Raw genomic sequence first — 15,761 nt, forward strand, 5'->3', positions numbered from 1 at the left:
TTTAATGTTATATTGGTTATATATATATTAATCAATATTACTTTTTGTTATATGTAATGTTTTTTAGCTATAGCTAAAACGGTTTCAAGCAAGGGGTGGAGCAATAATGAAATTACAGCAACTACGTTATATCGTTGAAGTGGTCAATCATGACCTGAATGTCTCTTCGACGGCGGAAGGCTTATTTACCTCTCAACCGGGGATCAGTAAGCAAGTCAGAATGTTGGAAGATGAGCTTGGAATACAAATTTTTGCGCGTAGCGGAAAGCATTTAACCCATGTTACGCCCGCGGGTGAAGAGGTTGTTCGTATTTCCCGTGAAGTACTTTCAAAAATTGAAGCTATTCGTTCAGTTGCCGGGGAACATACTGTTCCTGATAGAGGTAGCCTTAAAATAGCTACGACTCACACACAAGCACGCTACGCATTACCGCCAGTGATTAAAAGTTTTATTGAGCGGTATCCCCATGTTTCCCTTCACATGCAACAGGGTTCTCCAACCCAAATAGCGGAAGAAGTTTGCAAAGGAAACAGTGATTTTGCGATAGCGACTGAAGCCCTACATTTATACAGTGACTTGATTATGTTGCCTTGCTACCACTGGAACCGTTGTGTGATAGTTCCTAAAGGGCACCCACTGACAGAAAAAAAGAATGTCACAATTGAAGATATTGCTCAGTATCAAATTGTCACCTATACCCACGGTTTTACCGGGCGCTCGGAGTTAGATGTGGCTTTCCAAAAAGTGGGATTAGAGCCAAAAATTATTTTTACAGCAACGGATGCGGATGTGATTAAAACCTACGTTAAATTAGGTTTGGGCATCGGGATCATTGCGAGCATGGCGGTCGATCCTGAAGTTGATAAAGATTTAGTTGTTATTGATATGCGAGATAAATTTAGCTATAGCACCACGAAAATTGGCTTTAAACGAACCAGTTTCTTGCGCAGTTATATGTATGATTTTATCTGGCGATTCGCACCACATTTAACACGGGATGTGGTAGATAAGGCAATTGCCTTGCGAAATAATGAAGATATTGAAGAGTTCTTCAAAGATATTCCGCTACCTATTTTGTAAGTAACAAAACGACATTGGCACAAAATCTATAAAGGAAATTACTAGGGAGACTATGATTAATAGTGCTTAGTAAAAAAATAAGGTGCCCAAAACGCCAAGGAGGAGTTATGTCGTTGAGTTTAAAAACAGAAAGTGCAGCAACGCTGCATGTTGGTGACAAACAGTATAATTACTTCAGCTTATCCCGCGCAGAGCAAAAACTCGGTAGCGGGGAGCGCTTACCTAAATCCCTTAAAGTCTTACTTGAAAATCTACTACGCCATATTGATGGTAAATCTGTGGTGGAAGCTGACCTACAAGCCATTATTGATTGGCAAAAAAATGCTCATGCAGATAGAGAAATTGCGTATCGACCTGCACGGGTCCTAATGCAAGATTTTACGGGTGTTCCTGCGGTTGTTGACCTCGCAGCAATGCGTGAAGCAGTTCAATCCCTCGGCGGAAACGTCAACCAAGTAAACCCATTATCCCCTGTTGATCTGGTTATCGACCACTCAGTGATGGTCGATGAATTTGGCAATCAACAGGCATTTAGCGATAACGTCGAAATTGAAATGCAGCGTAACCATGAACGTTATCTCTTTTTACGCTGGGGGCAAAAAGCTTTTAACCGCTTTAGAGTTGTTCCTCCGGGAACGGGGATTTGTCATCAGGTTAACCTTGAGTATCTTGGCAAAGCCGTATGGTATGAAGAGGTTGGTGGCCAGCTAGTGGCTTATCCGGATACCTTAGTGGGAACAGATTCGCATACCACCATGATTAATGGGTTAGGCGTACTCGGTTGGGGTGTTGGCGGAATTGAAGCGGAAGCCGCAATGTTAGGCCAGCCAGTATCGATGTTGATCCCAGATGTCGTTGGCTTCAAATTAACGGGAAAACTTGCTGAGGGCATAACCGCGACAGATTTAGTGTTGACCGTGACCCAAATGCTCCGTAAACATGGTGTGGTGGGTAAATTTGTTGAGTTTTATGGTGATGGACTCGCCGATCTGCCATTAGCTGATCGTGCAACCATTGCCAATATGGCACCAGAATATGGTGCGACATGTGGATTTTTCCCCGTGGATGAAATCACACTGGCCTATATGACATTAACAGGGCGTCATCAAGATGAGATTGCGCTGGTGGAGTCCTACAGTAAGCAGCAGGGTTTATGGCGCTATCAAGGGGATGAACCCATTTTTACCAGTACATTAGAATTGGATATGGGCACGGTAGAATCCAGCTTGGCTGGACCAAAACGTCCGCAAGATAGAGTAGAGTTAAGCCAAGTACCTCAAGCGTTTCAAGGTGCAGTGGATTTGGAACTTAACAAAAAAGATAAACATGCTCATCCACGGATAAAATATCACGATCAAGAATTTGAACTGACTGATGGCGCGGTGGTAATAGCTGCGATTACCTCTTGTACCAATACTTCTAACCCGAGCGTGTTAATGGCTGCGGGACTATTGGCGAAGAAAGCGGTAGAAAAAGGACTTATACGCCAACCGTGGGTGAAAACCTCATTAGCTCCGGGTTCTAAAGTCGTTACAGACTATCTTGCATTAGCGGGCCTATCTCCTTATCTCGACCAACTCGGTTTTAACCTTGTGGGTTATGGATGTACTACCTGTATTGGTAACTCCGGTCCATTACCAGCACCGATTGAAGACGCGATAAAACAGTCCGACCTGACCGTCGGAGCGGTACTTTCTGGTAATCGTAACTTTGAAGGGCGCATTCATCCTCTGGTAAAAACAAACTGGCTCGCGTCTCCGCCCCTAGTTGTGGCGTATGCCTTAGCTGGAAATATGCATATCAACCTGAAGACGGAGCCTCTTGGCATCGATAAACAGGGCAATCCGGTTTATCTGAAAGATATTTGGCCATCCAGTGCTGAAATTGCCTTAGCGGTAGAAAAAGTGAAAACCGATATGTTCCGCAAAGAGTACAGCGCGGTATTTGATGGAGATGAAATATGGCAAACGCTGAGTGTTGAAAGCTCGTCAACTTATCATTGGCAAAAAGATTCTACCTATATTCGACATCCACCATTCTTTGAAAATATGCCAGCAACACCTAAACCAGTTGCAGATATTCATGGTGCCAACATTTTGGCGATCCTCGGTGATTCAGTGACCACTGACCATATTTCACCTGCGGGTAATATCAAGAAAGATAGCCCTGCGGGTCGTTATCTTCAGGAACATGGCGTTGCCGTCACAGATTTTAACTCCTATGGGTCTCGTCGTGGTAACCACGAAGTGATGATGCGGGGAACCTTTGCGAATATTCGTATTCGTAATGAAATGTTATCCGGTGTTGAAGGCGGCTATACCTTGCATATTCCAACGGGTCAACAAATGGCAATTTTTGATGCTGCGATGTTGTATCAGCAACAAAATCGTCCATTGGCTATCATCGCAGGAAAAGAGTACGGTTCTGGCTCTAGCCGTGACTGGGCGGCAAAAGGGACTAACTTATTAGGCGTGCGTGTGGTGATTGCTGAATCTTATGAACGAATTCATCGTTCCAACCTGATTGGTATGGGGGTTGTTCCTCTTGAGTTTTCGGGGGGTGAGACGCGCAAAACCTTAAAACTCAAAGGGGATGAGCTGATTGATGTTACAGGATTACAATCATTAACACCGGGACAGAATATTAACGTGAAAATTACCTATGGTAATGGAGATGTAAAAGAGGTAGTGACACGTTGCCGTATTGATACCGCGACTGAGATGGAATATTACCGCCATGGCGGGATTTTACATTATGTTATCCGCCAGATGTTGCATTAAATTATTGAACCAATGCCCGCGGCGTATCACTGTGGGCATTTTTTTACTGTTAATTCTTAAACTTTGTTATTTCTCAAGTTTTTCAGCCTAATTCTAAGCTATTGTGTTAGTCAGTATTCAGAAAAAGCTCTGTAGTTTGATGGAATGAAATTACCGCATTTATCGAAATAGCGTAAAGGAAATCAATATGGCAAATATCAATGAAACTGATTTTTATAAGGGCGCACTATGGGCAGCAGATATTTTATTAAGTACCTCTCATTGCGCTGGTGCCAATGATGAAGTACGCGATATTTTAGAACATATCCCCAATTTATATTCCGTCGTGATGAGAACCCCAGAGGCTGAGGTTCATGATTTAAGATTATATGCAGATAAAGAGTTCCCATTGGGAATGAATGCAGAATACACCGCAATTGCGATTGCACCACTGAAAGACTTCTTTGATATTTTGCCAATCACTGAACAAGATCTTGATTGTGCCAGTATGGATGTGGAAACCTGGGGTGTTGTGGCCGATTTACCTGACGGTAAGAAAGATTTATTAATCGCGGGGCTATTATCACCTGAAACCGCTCAAGTTTATGCACAGCGATTGTCTGAGCAGTTAAAATTGCAGCAAAGTACGGCTAATTAACGCTCGCCTTGTATTATAAGTAAGCAGAAATGAACAAAAACGCCGATACTGTATTTATATCCAGTATCGGCGTTTTTTATGACCGCTTTTTAATGTTCCGTAAGATTACAGAATTTTATCTTCTGCCAATTGCAATGCAAAATAGGTGAAAATCAAATCTGCACCGGCACGTTTAATGGCACCAAGGCTTTCTAAAGTGACGCGAGTTTCATCAATAGCACCGGCTTGAGCTGCAAACTTGATCATGGCGTATTCACCGCTAACTTGATATGCACCAATAGGTAATTGAGTGCATTCGCGTAGGTCACGAATAATATCTAAATAAGCCCCAGCAGGTTTTACCATTAACGCATCGGCACCTTCTTGAGCATCAATTAATGACTCATGTAAGGCTTCACGACGGTTCATCGGATTCATTTGATAAGTTTTTCTGTCACCTTTTAAGCATGAACCGGCAGCGTCACGGAATGGACCATACAATGCGGAAGCAAATTTTGTAGAGTAGGACATAATTGCAGTATCCGTAAATCCGGCTTCATCCAATGCGCGACGGATTGCGGCAACTTGTCCATCCATTGCGGCAGAAGGTGCGATGAAGTCAGCACCGGCACGAGCAGCAGCAACAGCTTGTAATCCAAGATTATGGATGGTGGCATCGTTATCAACGAAATCGCCGTGCATAACGCCACAATGACCGTGGGAGGTATATTCACAGAAACAAGTATCGGACATCACCACCATTTCAGGCACGGTGTCTTTACAGATACGTGACATACGAGAGACTAAACCGTTATCTTGCCATGCATCGCTGCCAGTTTCATCGAGATGATGTGAAACCCCAAATGTCATTACTGACTTAATTCCCGCTTTAGCAATGCGCTCAATTTCATAAGCAAGGCGCTTTTCTGGAATGCGAACTACCCCGGGCATGCTAGCGATTGGTGCATAGTCATCTAAGCCTTCTTCAACGAAGATAGGCAAGCATAAGTCGTTAATAGAGAGATGGGTTTCTTGGAATAGGGAGCGGAGTTGTTCACTTTTACGCAATCTTCTCATGCGTTGGATAGAATGCAGGTTATTCACAATATCTCCTTGTTAGACGAAGAATAGGCATACAAGATTAGGATTAATATGCGGTATTTTTTCGATGTAATTTTTTGATATAAAAGTTGCGAACAGTATAAACCCTAAAAAAAGAATGTGAATATAGCAATTAGCAAATGTATTACATTCGATTGTTTTGATGAAAATAGGGGCTAAGGCAGAATGATCAAGGAAGAGTGCAAGACACTCTTCCAAGTTGCAGAAAATGTTATTGATGCTTAAATAGCAGATGACCCATTTTTTCAGCTTTTACATCTAAATAGTGTGCATTACTTGGGTTACGACCAACAATTAATGGCACTCGTTCAACCACATTTATTCCCGCTTCACGCATGATATCAATTTTTTTCGGGTTATTAGTCAGTAAACGGACTTCATTAATCCCCAGCAATTTATACATGTCTGAGCAGAGGGTGAAATCGCGTTCATCCGCTTTAAAGCCTAGTTTAAGATTGGCTTCGACAGTATCTAAGCCCTGGTCTTGTAAAGCATAAGCACGGATTTTATTCAGTAATCCAATATTTCTGCCTTCTTGACGGTGATATAATAAGACACCGCGACCAATCTCACTGATTTGCTTAAGCGCAGCTTCTAACTGAAAGCCACAGTCACAACGTAAACTAAATAATGCATCTCCCGTTAAGCATTCAGAGTGAATACGGCTAAGTACCGGCTCAGCCCCTGAAATATCGCCAAAAATTAATGCGACATGGTCTCGACCTGTTGCAATTTCTTCAAAACCTACCATTAAAAATTCACCGAAAGGTGTCGGTAATTTTGCTTCGGCAACACGTTTTAGCTGCATATTTTCTTTCATTAGTTAAAGTAACTCTTGCTTAATTAATAACGTAAATCGATATAAGACAATTATTATAATATATCGATGCTATATGACGTTTGCATATAGAGTCAGGCATTCTTTGCACACTGCCGACGCTGTACTACTATAACAGAGTAAATAGGTTGTTCATGCAAGTTTTATTAATAAGGAAATAATGAATTTTTATGGAATACATTAAATGAAAAAGACAATTTATCTTATCGCTATTTTTACATTTTTATTGATGTTACCGCCGATAATTATGATAGGCATAGGCTGGCAATGGACACCAGAGCAGCAACCGACAATGAAAGGGTTACTGTGGTTAACGGACACTGCCGGAATGCCCTATAGCATTATCACGTTTATACTGCTGACCTTACTGACTTTGTTTGTCTTTCGTCAGTCTAAAGCGCAGTGGGTTAAACTTATCGTGATTATTTTAGTTTGTATTTTGGGCCAGCAAGGCCTTAAATCATTACTAAAGAGTAGCTTCCAAGAACCAAGACCTTATGTGGTCTGGATGGGCGCAACGTATGGGATTGATGCAACCAAATTTTATGAACTTAAACGCAGTGTGCGTGCAGACGTAGTTAAGGATACGGTTAAATCAAATGACCTGATCCCTAAATGGCAACGTAAACATTGGCAAGCTGAAACAGGATATTCGTTCCCATCTGGGCATATGTTATTTGCTGCGGGTTGGGCTTTATTGTTGATCGGTTTATTTTGGCAACGTCGTCAATATACATTAGCTATATTCTTAGGTCTTTGGGCTGAAGGGATTGGGCTAAGCCGAATGTTGCTCGGTATGCATTGGCCAATTGATATCCTGACATCAACGTTTATTAGCGGTTGTTTTGCTTTGATTGGATATGCCATCTTCAAATCACATTGGTTTGAAAGACGTCAAGCATAAGGGGCACTAATAACAGTCACTGGGACTATCTTGATGAAAAAGGAGCATTTTTAGTGCTGGAAGATACGGGCTGTTAATAATTTACTTTGTCTGGAAGCGCCGAAAATGCTACCTTATCAGATAGATGTTTTGGAACGAGAAGAACTGATAACGGGAACAAATGTGAAATACTTTCTGATTTTATTACTGGCGGTCGCTATTTTTATTGTGTCGATTACGCTCGGTTCAAGCAATGATCAGGTTATTACATTTAACTACCTGATTGCAAAAGGGGATTTTTCTTTGTCCTCGTTACTTGCTACCTTATTTGGTGTCGGTTTTGTGCTGGGCTGGTTGGTCTGTGCTGTATTTTATTTACGCACGATTGTTAGCTTAAAAAATGCACGTCGTAAAATTAGACGTTTAGAATCACAATTAGGTGCTGAAGAGAAAACTATTTCTGACTCAACCGAATTAGTGACGCCTCAGAACAAGGAATAGTCCTCAATGTTCGAGTTGCTTTTTCTGCTGTTACCTGTTGCCGCCGCATATGGCTGGTACATGGGGCGCAGAAGTGCTCAACAAGATAAGCAGCAGCATGCAAATCGCTTGTCCCGTGATTACGTGACAGGCGTTAACTTTCTATTATCCAATCAACAAGATAAAGCCGTTGATTTATTCCTTGAAATGCTCAAAACGGAAGATAGTTCCGCGTTTGAAGCGCATCTTACCCTTGGTAATCTATTCCGTTCCCGTGGCGAAGTTGAACGCGCCATTCGTATTCACCAATCGCTGGTGGAAAGCGCCGCATTATCCTTTGAACAGCGCCTGTTAGCGACTCAACAATTGGGTCGTGATTATATGACTGCGGGTGTGTATGATCGCGCTGAAAATATGTTTCAACAGCTGACGGATGAAGTCGATTTTAAACAGAGTGCATTGCAATCCCTATTAACTATCTATCAACTGACTAGTGATTGGGGCAAGGCGATTGAGACTGCCACTAAATTAGTGAAATTAGGCGCCGAAGAATTACGCGAGCAAATTGCACATTTTTATTGTGAATTGGCAACCCAAGAGCTTGCAAGTGATGATATTGACGGTGCGTTAAGTTTATTAAATAAAGGCGAGCAGGTAGATAAAAATTGTGCCCGAATTTCAATAATGAAAGGGCGTATTTTTATTGAACAAGCTAATTATGAAAAAGCGATTAACGCATTAAAGCAAGTTTATTCTCAAGATCGTGAACTAGTGTCTGAAACGCTACCTCTATTATACGAGTGTTATCAACACACGGGGCATTCTGATGATTGGGAAGCTTATTTACGTCAATGTGTTGAAGGTAATTCAGGGGCAATTGCTGAGCTTTATCTTGCCGATATTATTGTTGAAAAACAAAATCATGAAGCCGCTGTCAGTTATATTAATGATCAAATTCAACGGCATCCAACCATGCGTTTATTTTACCGTCTGATGGATTACCATTTAGCGGAAGCAGAAGAGGGTCGAGCTAAAGAAAGCTTGATTTTATTACGTAAAATGGTTGGTGAGCAAATCAGAACTAAACCTGATTATCGCTGCCTCAAATGTGGTTTTACATCCCGTGCATTATATTGGCACTGTCCATCTTGCCGCTCTTGGGACACCATTAAGCCCATCCGCGGGTTAGATGGCCAGTGACAACGTCACTTTTTTAATTACGTTAACACTCAATAAAGGCTATAGAATGATTTCCTCAACTGAGAACCTCACTCGCGTTACGACTCACTCGCCAATCATTGTGGCTCTTGATTATGAAGATGCTAATGCGGCGTTAGCGTTTGTCGATAAGATTGACCCGCGCGATTGCCGCTTAAAGGTGGGTAAAGAAATGTTCACTTTTAATGGTCCTCAATTTGTTAAGTCACTCCATGATCGCGGTTTTGACGTTTTTCTTGATCTGAAATTCCATGATATTCCTAATACGGTTGCTCGTGCGGTCTCTGCGGCTGCTGAGATGGGCGTTTGGATGGTGAATGTTCATGCGAGTGGTGGCGCTCGTATGATGGAAGCTGCTCGTCAAGCGCTCGAAGTTTATGGGAAAGATGCCCCTTTATTAACAGCAGTGACCGTTCTCACCAGTATGGATGCCTCTGATTTAGCAGGTATCGGAATCAACTTAACGCCAGCGGAATATGCAGAACATTTAGCATTACTCACTAAGCAGTGTGGCTTAGATGGTGTGGTGTGTTCTGCTCACGAAGCGAAAGCATTGAAAGAGTTATGTGGGCACGATTTTAAATTAGTGACCCCAGGAATACGCCCTGTGGGAAGCGAAGTCGGTGACCAGCGTCGTATTATGACGCCACAGCAGGCTATTGAAGCGGGTGTGGATTATATGGTCATTGGGCGACCAATTACTCGCAGTGACGATCCTGCGCTAACCTTGCAACAAATTAACCAGTCAATCAGAGAATTAGTATGAGTGACGCGAATAGCCGTTTAGTTTATAGCACCGATATTGGGCGGATTGAGGAAGAAAAACCACAAATCACTCGACCCAAAGGCGATGGTATTGTGCGTATTCGTCGCGAAACATCAGGTCGTAAAGGCAAAGGTGTTTGTGTGGTTACGGGGTTAGATCTCAATGATGTGGAGCTAACAAAACTCGCCGCTGAGTTAAAGAAAAAGTGTGGTTGTGGTGGCGCCGTCAAAGAGGGTGATATTGAAATCCAAGGTGATAAACGCGACTTGCTAAAACAGCTTTTAGAAGCCAAAGGCTACCAAGTTAAATTAGCTGGTGGCTGAAATGAAATAAAGAAGGGGAAACATTACGTTTCCCCTTTTGCTAGGATATTAAAGGACTTATTTCTTCACTTGATTTCCAATAATACCACCGATAGCCGCTCCACCTACAGTGCCGAGTGCGCTTCCATCTGTTAATATAGCTCCTCCGACAGCACCGATTCCAGCTCCAATTGCTGTATTTTTATCGCGTTTTGACATATTTGAACAAGCACTCACGCTGAATGCGACAGTTGCAATAATGGCCAAAGTGAGGATGCGTTTCATGATAATGACTCCAACATGGTTGTTTCTAGTGATAACTACCTATAAAAATATAGCAGAGTTAAAATATCACGAATAAGGTGTAAATTGATCAGAATAATCAGAAATAAATGTCAAGAAGTGTGGGTTATTTAACATTAAATGCTAATGTTTGAATTATGTAGAGTTTTGGACAAAAAAAGACCACGAGACAAAATCTCGTGGTCAGATAATAACGAAATCTTAGAAATTAAGCCGCTGGGCGAGCCACAATATTTCGTGTTTCCATACGTACTTCAGCAATGTTGACATCGATAATATCATTCAGCTGATAAGCTTTTTCACCTTTAATTAATACGCTACCCGTTTCTTGGCTACATTGAATTTCATCACGTACACTGTGCAAGAATGGTGCAGGGACAAAAGCGACCGCGCCGTTATTAACGAGTCTGACACGAACTCCACCGCGAGTGATATCGATGATCTCCGCAGGGAATTTAGTATCAGTACCCTCGAAAGGTTTCAGATAACGGGAATATAGCCAATCACCTACATCTCTTTCTGCCATACGGTTAGCACGACGACGTTCAGCCAACTTAATCGATAACTCTTCACTCGGTTTCTCAGTGGCTGGCGTTCCTGCAATAATCGACTTCAGCAGACGGTGGTTTACGATATCAGTATATTTACGAATTGGTGATGTCCATGTTGCATAGGCATCAAAGCCCAAACCAAAGTGTGGACCTGGATCGGCTTTCACTTCTGCAAAAGTTTGGAAGCGACGAATACGGCTATCTAAGAACTGGGTTGGTTGAGAATCCAGTTGACGGCGTAACTGACGGAAACCTTCAAGGGTGAGTAGCTCATCGCCATTCACTTCAATACCATTATCTTTTAACGTTTGAACTACTTGCTCGATTTGTACAGGGTCAAAGCCCATATGAACGTTAAATACACCAAACCCTAATTTATTTTTCAGTACATTAGCTGCACATAAGTTAGCGGTAATCATCGCTTCTTCAACAATACGGTTAGCCGTACGGCGACTCTCGGCAACGATATCGAGGACATAGCCATTCTCATCTAAGATAAAGCGATAATCTGGTCTATCTTTAAAGACTAATGCATTGTCATTACGCCATTTCAGGCGCTTATCAGCCATCTCTTTTAATAGCAAAATTTGCTGAGTATCGGCATCTGATTTTGGCTTCCATGTGCCAGTTTCTTCTAACCAATCAGAGACTTCATCGTAGACTAATTTAGTTTTCGATTCGACCCAAGCAAGGAAAAACTCAATATTGCTATCAATAGAGCCATCTTGCAGGATTTGAGTGATACAGACTAAAGCGGGGCGACGTTCATTAGGACGTAGGGAACACAGGTCATCTGAAAGTTGGCGAGGCAACATAGGAATGTTGAAGCCCGGCAAATAGTTAGTGTATGAGCGTGCTAATGCTAACTTATCTAACTCGCTACCTTCTTTAATATAGCTGGTTGGGTCAGCGATAGCGATGTACAGCTTTAAATTACCTTCCGCTGTTTTCTCGACATACAGCGCATCATCCATATCTTCGGTACTAGCACTATCGATAGTCACAAAGTGTAGGTCGGTTAAGTCTGTACGCTCGAGACCTTCATCATCGCGCTCGCTGTCAACCATTGCTGGTTCAGTACGGTCTAATTGGTGACGGCGTAACGTTACCCACCATGGGGCATAGTGGTCATCACCATACGTAATGAATTCAGTGATATCAGCGTAAAAGCCTTTATCGCCTTTTAATGGATGACGACGCATTTCTGCGACAACCCAGTCACCTTGTTTAAATTCGTGAGTGATCCCATTGACTGGACGGCAAGATATTGCGTCTTTTAAGAGCGGATGGTCAGGAATGACGAACAGTCGATTATCGTTATCTTTTTTCTGAATTTTACCGACAAAACGGTTAAGAAAAGGCTCAATCAACGCTTCTGGTTCAGCAAATTCACGATCTTTATCGGTGTGGATCGTGGCAGAGATCCGGTCACCATGCATCACTTTTTTCATTTGAGGTGGCGGGATAAAATAGCTTTTTTGTCCGTCGACTTCTAAAAAGCCAAAGCCTTTTTCAGTACTTTTAACCAGACCTTCAGCACGAGGTGTTTGAGCGTGCAACGTTTGTTTCAGTTGCGCTAATAATGGGTTGTCTTGAAACATACTTACCGTTTATTTGAGGTTGAGTTTGGCTCTATTGTTGCGTAAGACAAAGTCTTAGAGCAAGGAAAAAATGCGAATGACATCATATCTGTGTGGTAATTCGCATCTAAGAGCAAAGGGAGTTAATCTTCTGGATAAACTTTATCTTTAAATTCACATAAATCTTCAATAATACAGGATCCACATCGCGGCTTTCGTGCAATGCAGGTATAACGACCGTGTAAGATAAACCAATGGTGGCAATCGACTTTAAATTCAGCGGGAACTACTTTGAGTAGTTTTTCCTCGACTTCTACCACATCTTTTCCTGGCGCAAACTTAGTTCGGTTACACACGCGGAAAATATGGGTGTCGACAGCAATGGTTGGCCAGCCAAATGCTGTATTGAGCACAACATTGGCTGTTTTGCGTCCTACTCCGGGTAAAGCTTCGAGGGCTTCACGATTTTCAGGCACCTGACTGTGATGTTTTTCAATGAGTAACTTACAGGTCTTATACACGTTTTCAGCTTTAGTGTTAAATAACCCGATCGTTTTGATGTACTCTTTGATGCCATCGACGCCAAGAGCTAACATTTTTTCTGGCGTATCAGCGATAGGATACAGTTTAGCTGTCGCTTTATTAACGCTAACATCGGTGGCTTGAGCTGATAACAGGACAGAGATAAGTAACTCAAAAGGGGAGTTAAATGCAAGCTCCGTCGTCGGTTTTGGGTTGTCATCGCGCAGGCGAGTGAGAATTTCAATACGTTTAGTTTTATTCATTGCTCACAAAGCTTCAGGTTTAAGAAAGATGGCTGCCACAACCTTGTTCTTTTTGATATTCACGTGCAGGTTGTTGACCTAATTTTAGAGCGGCGCGCTTTTTCATTTTTTCATCGATAAGATATTTACCTGCCAGCATTAATGCTAGACCGATAAAAGCGCCCGGAGGGAGCATAGCGAGTAAAAATGGTGAGTCAAGGTGTAAGACCTCTATACGTAATGATTTTGCCCATGAACCAAGCAATAAATCAGCGCCATCAAATAGGGTTCCATTACCCAAGATCTCCCGTATTGCTCCGAGCACAAACAGGGCAGCGGTTGCTCCTAATCCCATCGCTAATCCATCAATTGCCGATAAAGGAACGGGGTTACGAGAGGCATAAGCTTCAGCTCGCCCAATCACGATACAGTTAGTCACGATCAATGGAATAAAAATCCCCAGAGACTCGTATAAGCCAAATGCGTAGGCATTGATTAACATTTGTACTGCACTGACTACAGAAGCAATAATCATCACATAAATGGGAATACGAATTTCTGAAGGAACCCAACGGCGAAATGCGGAAACGGCCACATTGGTACATACCAGAACTAATGTGGTTGCTAGCCCAAGACCAAGGGCATTTGTAGCGGTAGAAGAGACCGCTAGCAGAGGGCATAAACCCAGTAGTTGGACTAATGCAGAGTTATTTTTCCATAACCCTTGAGCAAATAAATCTTTCGTTTCACTACTCATTATTCATCCCCACAGATAGGATAATTGGCTAATTCTTCAGGCACAGTTTGAATAAATGCGGCAGTACGTTTTGTGGCATTAACGACCGCTCTTGGTGTGATAGTTGCCCCAGTAAATTGGTCAAAATCACCACCATCTTTTTTCACTGCCCAGTGAGGGTCTTTATCAGATTCAATTTTTTTACCCGTGAAATGCGTGATCCAATCGGAAATTCGGGTTTCAATTTTATCTCCGAGCCCTGGAGTTTCATGATGTTCAGTTACTCGCACACCCAGTACAGTACCTTTAAAATCGGCCCCAACGAGTACGTGGATTGCCCCAGAATAGCCATCTGGAGCCGTACTTTCTAGCGCAGCTGCCACAGGTTGACCATTTTTACGGGCAATATAAAGATGGCGAGGTTTTTTATTTCCTAGTATAGCTTCGTTAGTGACTAGATAGCACTCTTTGGACAGCTCATTATCATATAAAGATTCAGGAACGACTTGATCGAGTAGTTTTTGCTGCACTAATGCAGCTTGCTCCGCAATGGTATCTTTAGTCAGAGTATAAACAGCAGCACTTAATGCTGTTGTCCCTGCGGCAAACAGTGCCAGAATCACTCCATGACGACGCATTGTATTTAACATTCTGGCTCCTTATTTATGTCCGTACGCACGAGGCTGCGTATAGTGGTCAATTAATGGTACGGTGATATTTGCTAATAAGACGGCAAATGCTACCGCATCTGGGTAACCGCCGTAGACACGGATAACCCAGACTAAGAAGCCGATAAGTACCCCAAAAATAATTCGACCTTTTGGGGTTGTTGATGCAGTGACGGGATCCGTCGCGATAAAGAACGCCCCTAACATCGTCGCCCCTGACAGCAACTGTACCAATGGTGGTGAATAACGGGCATCATCGATTAACCAACTGACGATGGCGAGTACTGCCAACGTACCGATAAACGCTACAGGGATATGCCAGCTGATAATTCGACGGCTGAGCATAATTAATCCCCCCAGAAGATAGGCGATATTGACCCATTGCCAACCAATACCTGCAAGGGAGCCTTGGAGAATAGGTTGCTGCAATACTTCAGAGATCGAGTGAGTGAGTAAGCCAGTTTTAAAACTATCCAATGGAGTGGCTTGGCTCATGCCATCAATACCGGTGCGTAGCTGATCAAGAGTCACGCCGGTTGATGTATGCCCACTAAAAATAACGGCTAGGCTATCTAATCCGGAAATATGTAATTGTTGTAATTCTTGTGGTGGTAGCCAGTTAGTCATTTGGACAGGGAAAGAAATAAGCAGAACTACATATCCCACCATGGCAGGGTTAAATGGATTTTGTCCCAATCCGCCGTAACACTGTTTCGCAATAATAATCGCAAAAATAGTCCCTAAGACAATCAGCCACCAAGGCGATAGCGGCGGTAAACTGACCCCTAAAAGTAATGCAGTCACAATGGCTGAATTATCTTTTAGTACTGGGAGTACAGGCTGCTTACGCAAACGGATAGATATCGCTTCTGTTAATGCGGCAGTCGCCATCGCTAATGCAATTTGGTACAGAGTACCCACGCCGAAAAAGTATGTTTGAACTGCAATTCCGGGAATTGCAGCAAGTAAGACCCAAAACATTACCTGACTGGTACTTTGTTTATCATGAGTAAATGGGGCACTGGCTATTTTTAAACGGCGAGCTTTGTTATCAAGCGGTCTAAATTTCATCT

At 42.6% G+C, this 15,761-nt stretch carries 16 protein-coding genes; 8 read left to right on the forward strand and 8 right to left on the reverse strand.

The window, feature by feature from the left end; genetic code table 11:
- The first annotated feature begins 106 nt into the window (after positions 1 to 106).
- The 3 genes from cysB (at position 107) to PROVRUST_RS01610 (ending at position 4,498) form a co-directional block, all read left to right on the forward strand.
- On the forward strand, positions 107 to 1,081 hold the full coding sequence (gene cysB / locus PROVRUST_RS01600) for an HTH-type transcriptional regulator CysB (protein ID WP_006812924.1): 975 nt from the start codon (positions 107 to 109) through the stop codon (positions 1,079 to 1,081).
- Positions 1,082 to 1,188: 107 nt separating this feature from the next.
- Positions 1,189 to 3,861 carry an aconitate hydratase AcnA gene (acnA, locus tag PROVRUST_RS01605; protein ID WP_006812925.1) on the forward strand — a complete coding sequence of 891 codons (2,673 nt, stop codon included), beginning with the start codon at positions 1,189 to 1,191 and terminating at the stop codon, positions 3,859 to 3,861.
- Between the two features lie 187 nt (positions 3,862 to 4,048).
- Positions 4,049 to 4,498, forward strand: coding sequence for a hypothetical protein (locus PROVRUST_RS01610; protein ID WP_006812926.1), 450 nt, complete (start codon positions 4,049 to 4,051; stop codon positions 4,496 to 4,498).
- Between the two features lie 105 nt (positions 4,499 to 4,603).
- On the opposite strand, the gene hemB is transcribed toward PROVRUST_RS01610, so the two are convergent.
- Together hemB and ribA are read right to left on the reverse strand one after the other, a co-directional pair.
- On the reverse strand, positions 4,604 to 5,581 hold the full coding sequence (hemB, locus tag PROVRUST_RS01615; protein ID WP_039854034.1) for a porphobilinogen synthase: 978 nt from the start codon (positions 5,579 to 5,581) through the stop codon (positions 4,604 to 4,606).
- Positions 5,582 to 5,810: 229 nt separating this feature from the next.
- Positions 5,811 to 6,407 carry a GTP cyclohydrolase II gene (gene ribA, locus PROVRUST_RS01620; protein WP_039854372.1) on the reverse strand — a complete coding sequence of 199 codons (597 nt, stop codon included), beginning with the start codon at positions 6,405 to 6,407 and terminating at the stop codon, positions 5,811 to 5,813.
- 214 nt (positions 6,408 to 6,621) lie between these two features.
- Here ribA and PROVRUST_RS01625 point away from each other — a divergent pair, with 214 nt between their 5' ends.
- From PROVRUST_RS01625 to yciH, 5 genes are all read left to right on the forward strand, one after another.
- Positions 6,622 to 7,341, forward strand: a complete 720-nt coding sequence (locus PROVRUST_RS01625) for a phosphatase PAP2 family protein (protein ID WP_006812929.1) — start codon at positions 6,622 to 6,624, stop codon at positions 7,339 to 7,341.
- A gap of 162 nt (positions 7,342 to 7,503) precedes the next feature.
- The gene (locus tag PROVRUST_RS01630; protein WP_039854374.1) at positions 7,504 to 7,821 is read left to right on the forward strand and encodes a LapA family protein; all 318 of its coding nucleotides are present in this window, start codon (positions 7,504 to 7,506) and stop codon (positions 7,819 to 7,821) included.
- A gap of 6 nt (positions 7,822 to 7,827) precedes the next feature.
- Positions 7,828 to 9,000, forward strand: coding sequence for a lipopolysaccharide assembly protein LapB (gene lapB, locus PROVRUST_RS01635; RefSeq protein WP_006812931.1), 1,173 nt, complete (start codon positions 7,828 to 7,830; stop codon positions 8,998 to 9,000).
- Between the two features lie 46 nt (positions 9,001 to 9,046).
- Positions 9,047 to 9,784, forward strand: a complete 738-nt coding sequence (gene pyrF / locus PROVRUST_RS01640; RefSeq protein WP_039854375.1) for an orotidine-5'-phosphate decarboxylase — start codon at positions 9,047 to 9,049, stop codon at positions 9,782 to 9,784.
- On the forward strand, positions 9,781 to 10,107 hold the full coding sequence (gene yciH / locus PROVRUST_RS01645; protein WP_006812933.1) for a stress response translation initiation inhibitor YciH: 327 nt from the start codon (positions 9,781 to 9,783) through the stop codon (positions 10,105 to 10,107). Before pyrF ends, yciH begins: the two co-directional genes overlap by 4 nt.
- A 57-nt stretch (positions 10,108 to 10,164) precedes the next feature.
- Here the strand turns inward: yciH and osmB are convergent, their stop codons facing one another.
- From osmB to rsxD, 6 genes are all read right to left on the reverse strand, one after another.
- Positions 10,165 to 10,371, reverse strand: coding sequence for an osmotically-inducible lipoprotein OsmB (gene osmB, locus PROVRUST_RS01650; protein ID WP_006812934.1), 207 nt, complete (start codon positions 10,369 to 10,371; stop codon positions 10,165 to 10,167).
- Positions 10,372 to 10,597: 226 nt separating this feature from the next.
- Positions 10,598 to 12,541 carry an exoribonuclease II gene (locus PROVRUST_RS01655; protein ID WP_006812935.1) on the reverse strand — a complete coding sequence of 648 codons (1,944 nt, stop codon included), beginning with the start codon at positions 12,539 to 12,541 and terminating at the stop codon, positions 10,598 to 10,600.
- Between the two features lie 122 nt (positions 12,542 to 12,663).
- A complete protein-coding gene (gene nth, locus PROVRUST_RS01660) occupies positions 12,664 to 13,305 on the reverse strand; it encodes an endonuclease III (protein ID WP_006812936.1) in 642 nt (213 codons plus the stop codon).
- Between the two features lie 19 nt (positions 13,306 to 13,324).
- Entirely contained in the window at positions 13,325 to 14,041 is a 717-nt protein-coding gene (locus PROVRUST_RS01665; protein ID WP_006812937.1) for an electron transport complex subunit E, read from the reverse strand.
- The gene (gene rsxG, locus PROVRUST_RS01670; RefSeq protein WP_006812938.1) at positions 14,041 to 14,670 is read right to left on the reverse strand and encodes an electron transport complex subunit RsxG; all 630 of its coding nucleotides are present in this window, start codon (positions 14,668 to 14,670) and stop codon (positions 14,041 to 14,043) included. Before rsxG ends, PROVRUST_RS01665 begins: the two co-directional genes overlap by 1 nt.
- Before the next feature lie 9 nt (positions 14,671 to 14,679).
- Complete coding sequence (rsxD, locus tag PROVRUST_RS01675) at positions 14,680 to 15,759, reverse strand: electron transport complex subunit RsxD (RefSeq protein WP_006812939.1); 1,080 nt, start codon at positions 15,757 to 15,759, stop codon at positions 14,680 to 14,682.
- Between the last annotated feature and the right edge of the window lie 2 nt (positions 15,760 to 15,761).

The organism is Providencia rustigianii DSM 4541 (assembly GCF_000156395.1).
In the GTDB taxonomy this organism is placed as follows: domain Bacteria; phylum Pseudomonadota; class Gammaproteobacteria; order Enterobacterales; family Enterobacteriaceae; genus Providencia; species Providencia rustigianii.

What these genes read in the sequence shown, in the direction of transcription:
- pyrF (WP_039854375.1), top strand. Translation starts at nt 9,047, where the DNA reads ATGATTTCCTCAACTGAGAACCTCACTCGCGTTACGACTCACTCGCCA.
- cysB (WP_006812924.1), top strand. Translation starts at nt 107, where the DNA reads ATGAAATTACAGCAACTACGTTATATCGTTGAAGTGGTCAATCATGAC.
- ribA (WP_039854372.1), bottom strand. Translation starts at nt 6,407, where the DNA reads ATGCAGCTAAAACGTGTTGCCGAAGCAAAATTACCGACACCTTTCGGT.
- PROVRUST_RS01665 (WP_006812937.1), bottom strand. Translation starts at nt 14,041, where the DNA reads ATGAGTAGTGAAACGAAAGATTTATTTGCTCAAGGGTTATGGAAAAAT.
- PROVRUST_RS01625 (WP_006812929.1), top strand. Translation starts at nt 6,622, where the DNA reads ATGAAAAAGACAATTTATCTTATCGCTATTTTTACATTTTTATTGATG.
- nth (WP_006812936.1), bottom strand. Translation starts at nt 13,305, where the DNA reads ATGAATAAAACTAAACGTATTGAAATTCTCACTCGCCTGCGCGATGAC.
- PROVRUST_RS01655 (WP_006812935.1), bottom strand. Translation starts at nt 12,541, where the DNA reads ATGTTTCAAGACAACCCATTATTAGCGCAACTGAAACAAACGTTGCAC.
- rsxD (WP_006812939.1), bottom strand. Translation starts at nt 15,759, where the DNA reads ATGAAATTTAGACCGCTTGATAACAAAGCTCGCCGTTTAAAAATAGCC.
- rsxG (WP_006812938.1), bottom strand. Translation starts at nt 14,670, where the DNA reads ATGTTAAATACAATGCGTCGTCATGGAGTGATTCTGGCACTGTTTGCC.
- acnA (WP_006812925.1), top strand. Translation starts at nt 1,189, where the DNA reads ATGTCGTTGAGTTTAAAAACAGAAAGTGCAGCAACGCTGCATGTTGGT.
- osmB (WP_006812934.1), bottom strand. Translation starts at nt 10,371, where the DNA reads ATGAAACGCATCCTCACTTTGGCCATTATTGCAACTGTCGCATTCAGC.
- PROVRUST_RS01610 (WP_006812926.1), top strand. Translation starts at nt 4,049, where the DNA reads ATGGCAAATATCAATGAAACTGATTTTTATAAGGGCGCACTATGGGCA.
- yciH (WP_006812933.1), top strand. Translation starts at nt 9,781, where the DNA reads ATGAGTGACGCGAATAGCCGTTTAGTTTATAGCACCGATATTGGGCGG.
- lapB (WP_006812931.1), top strand. Translation starts at nt 7,828, where the DNA reads ATGTTCGAGTTGCTTTTTCTGCTGTTACCTGTTGCCGCCGCATATGGC.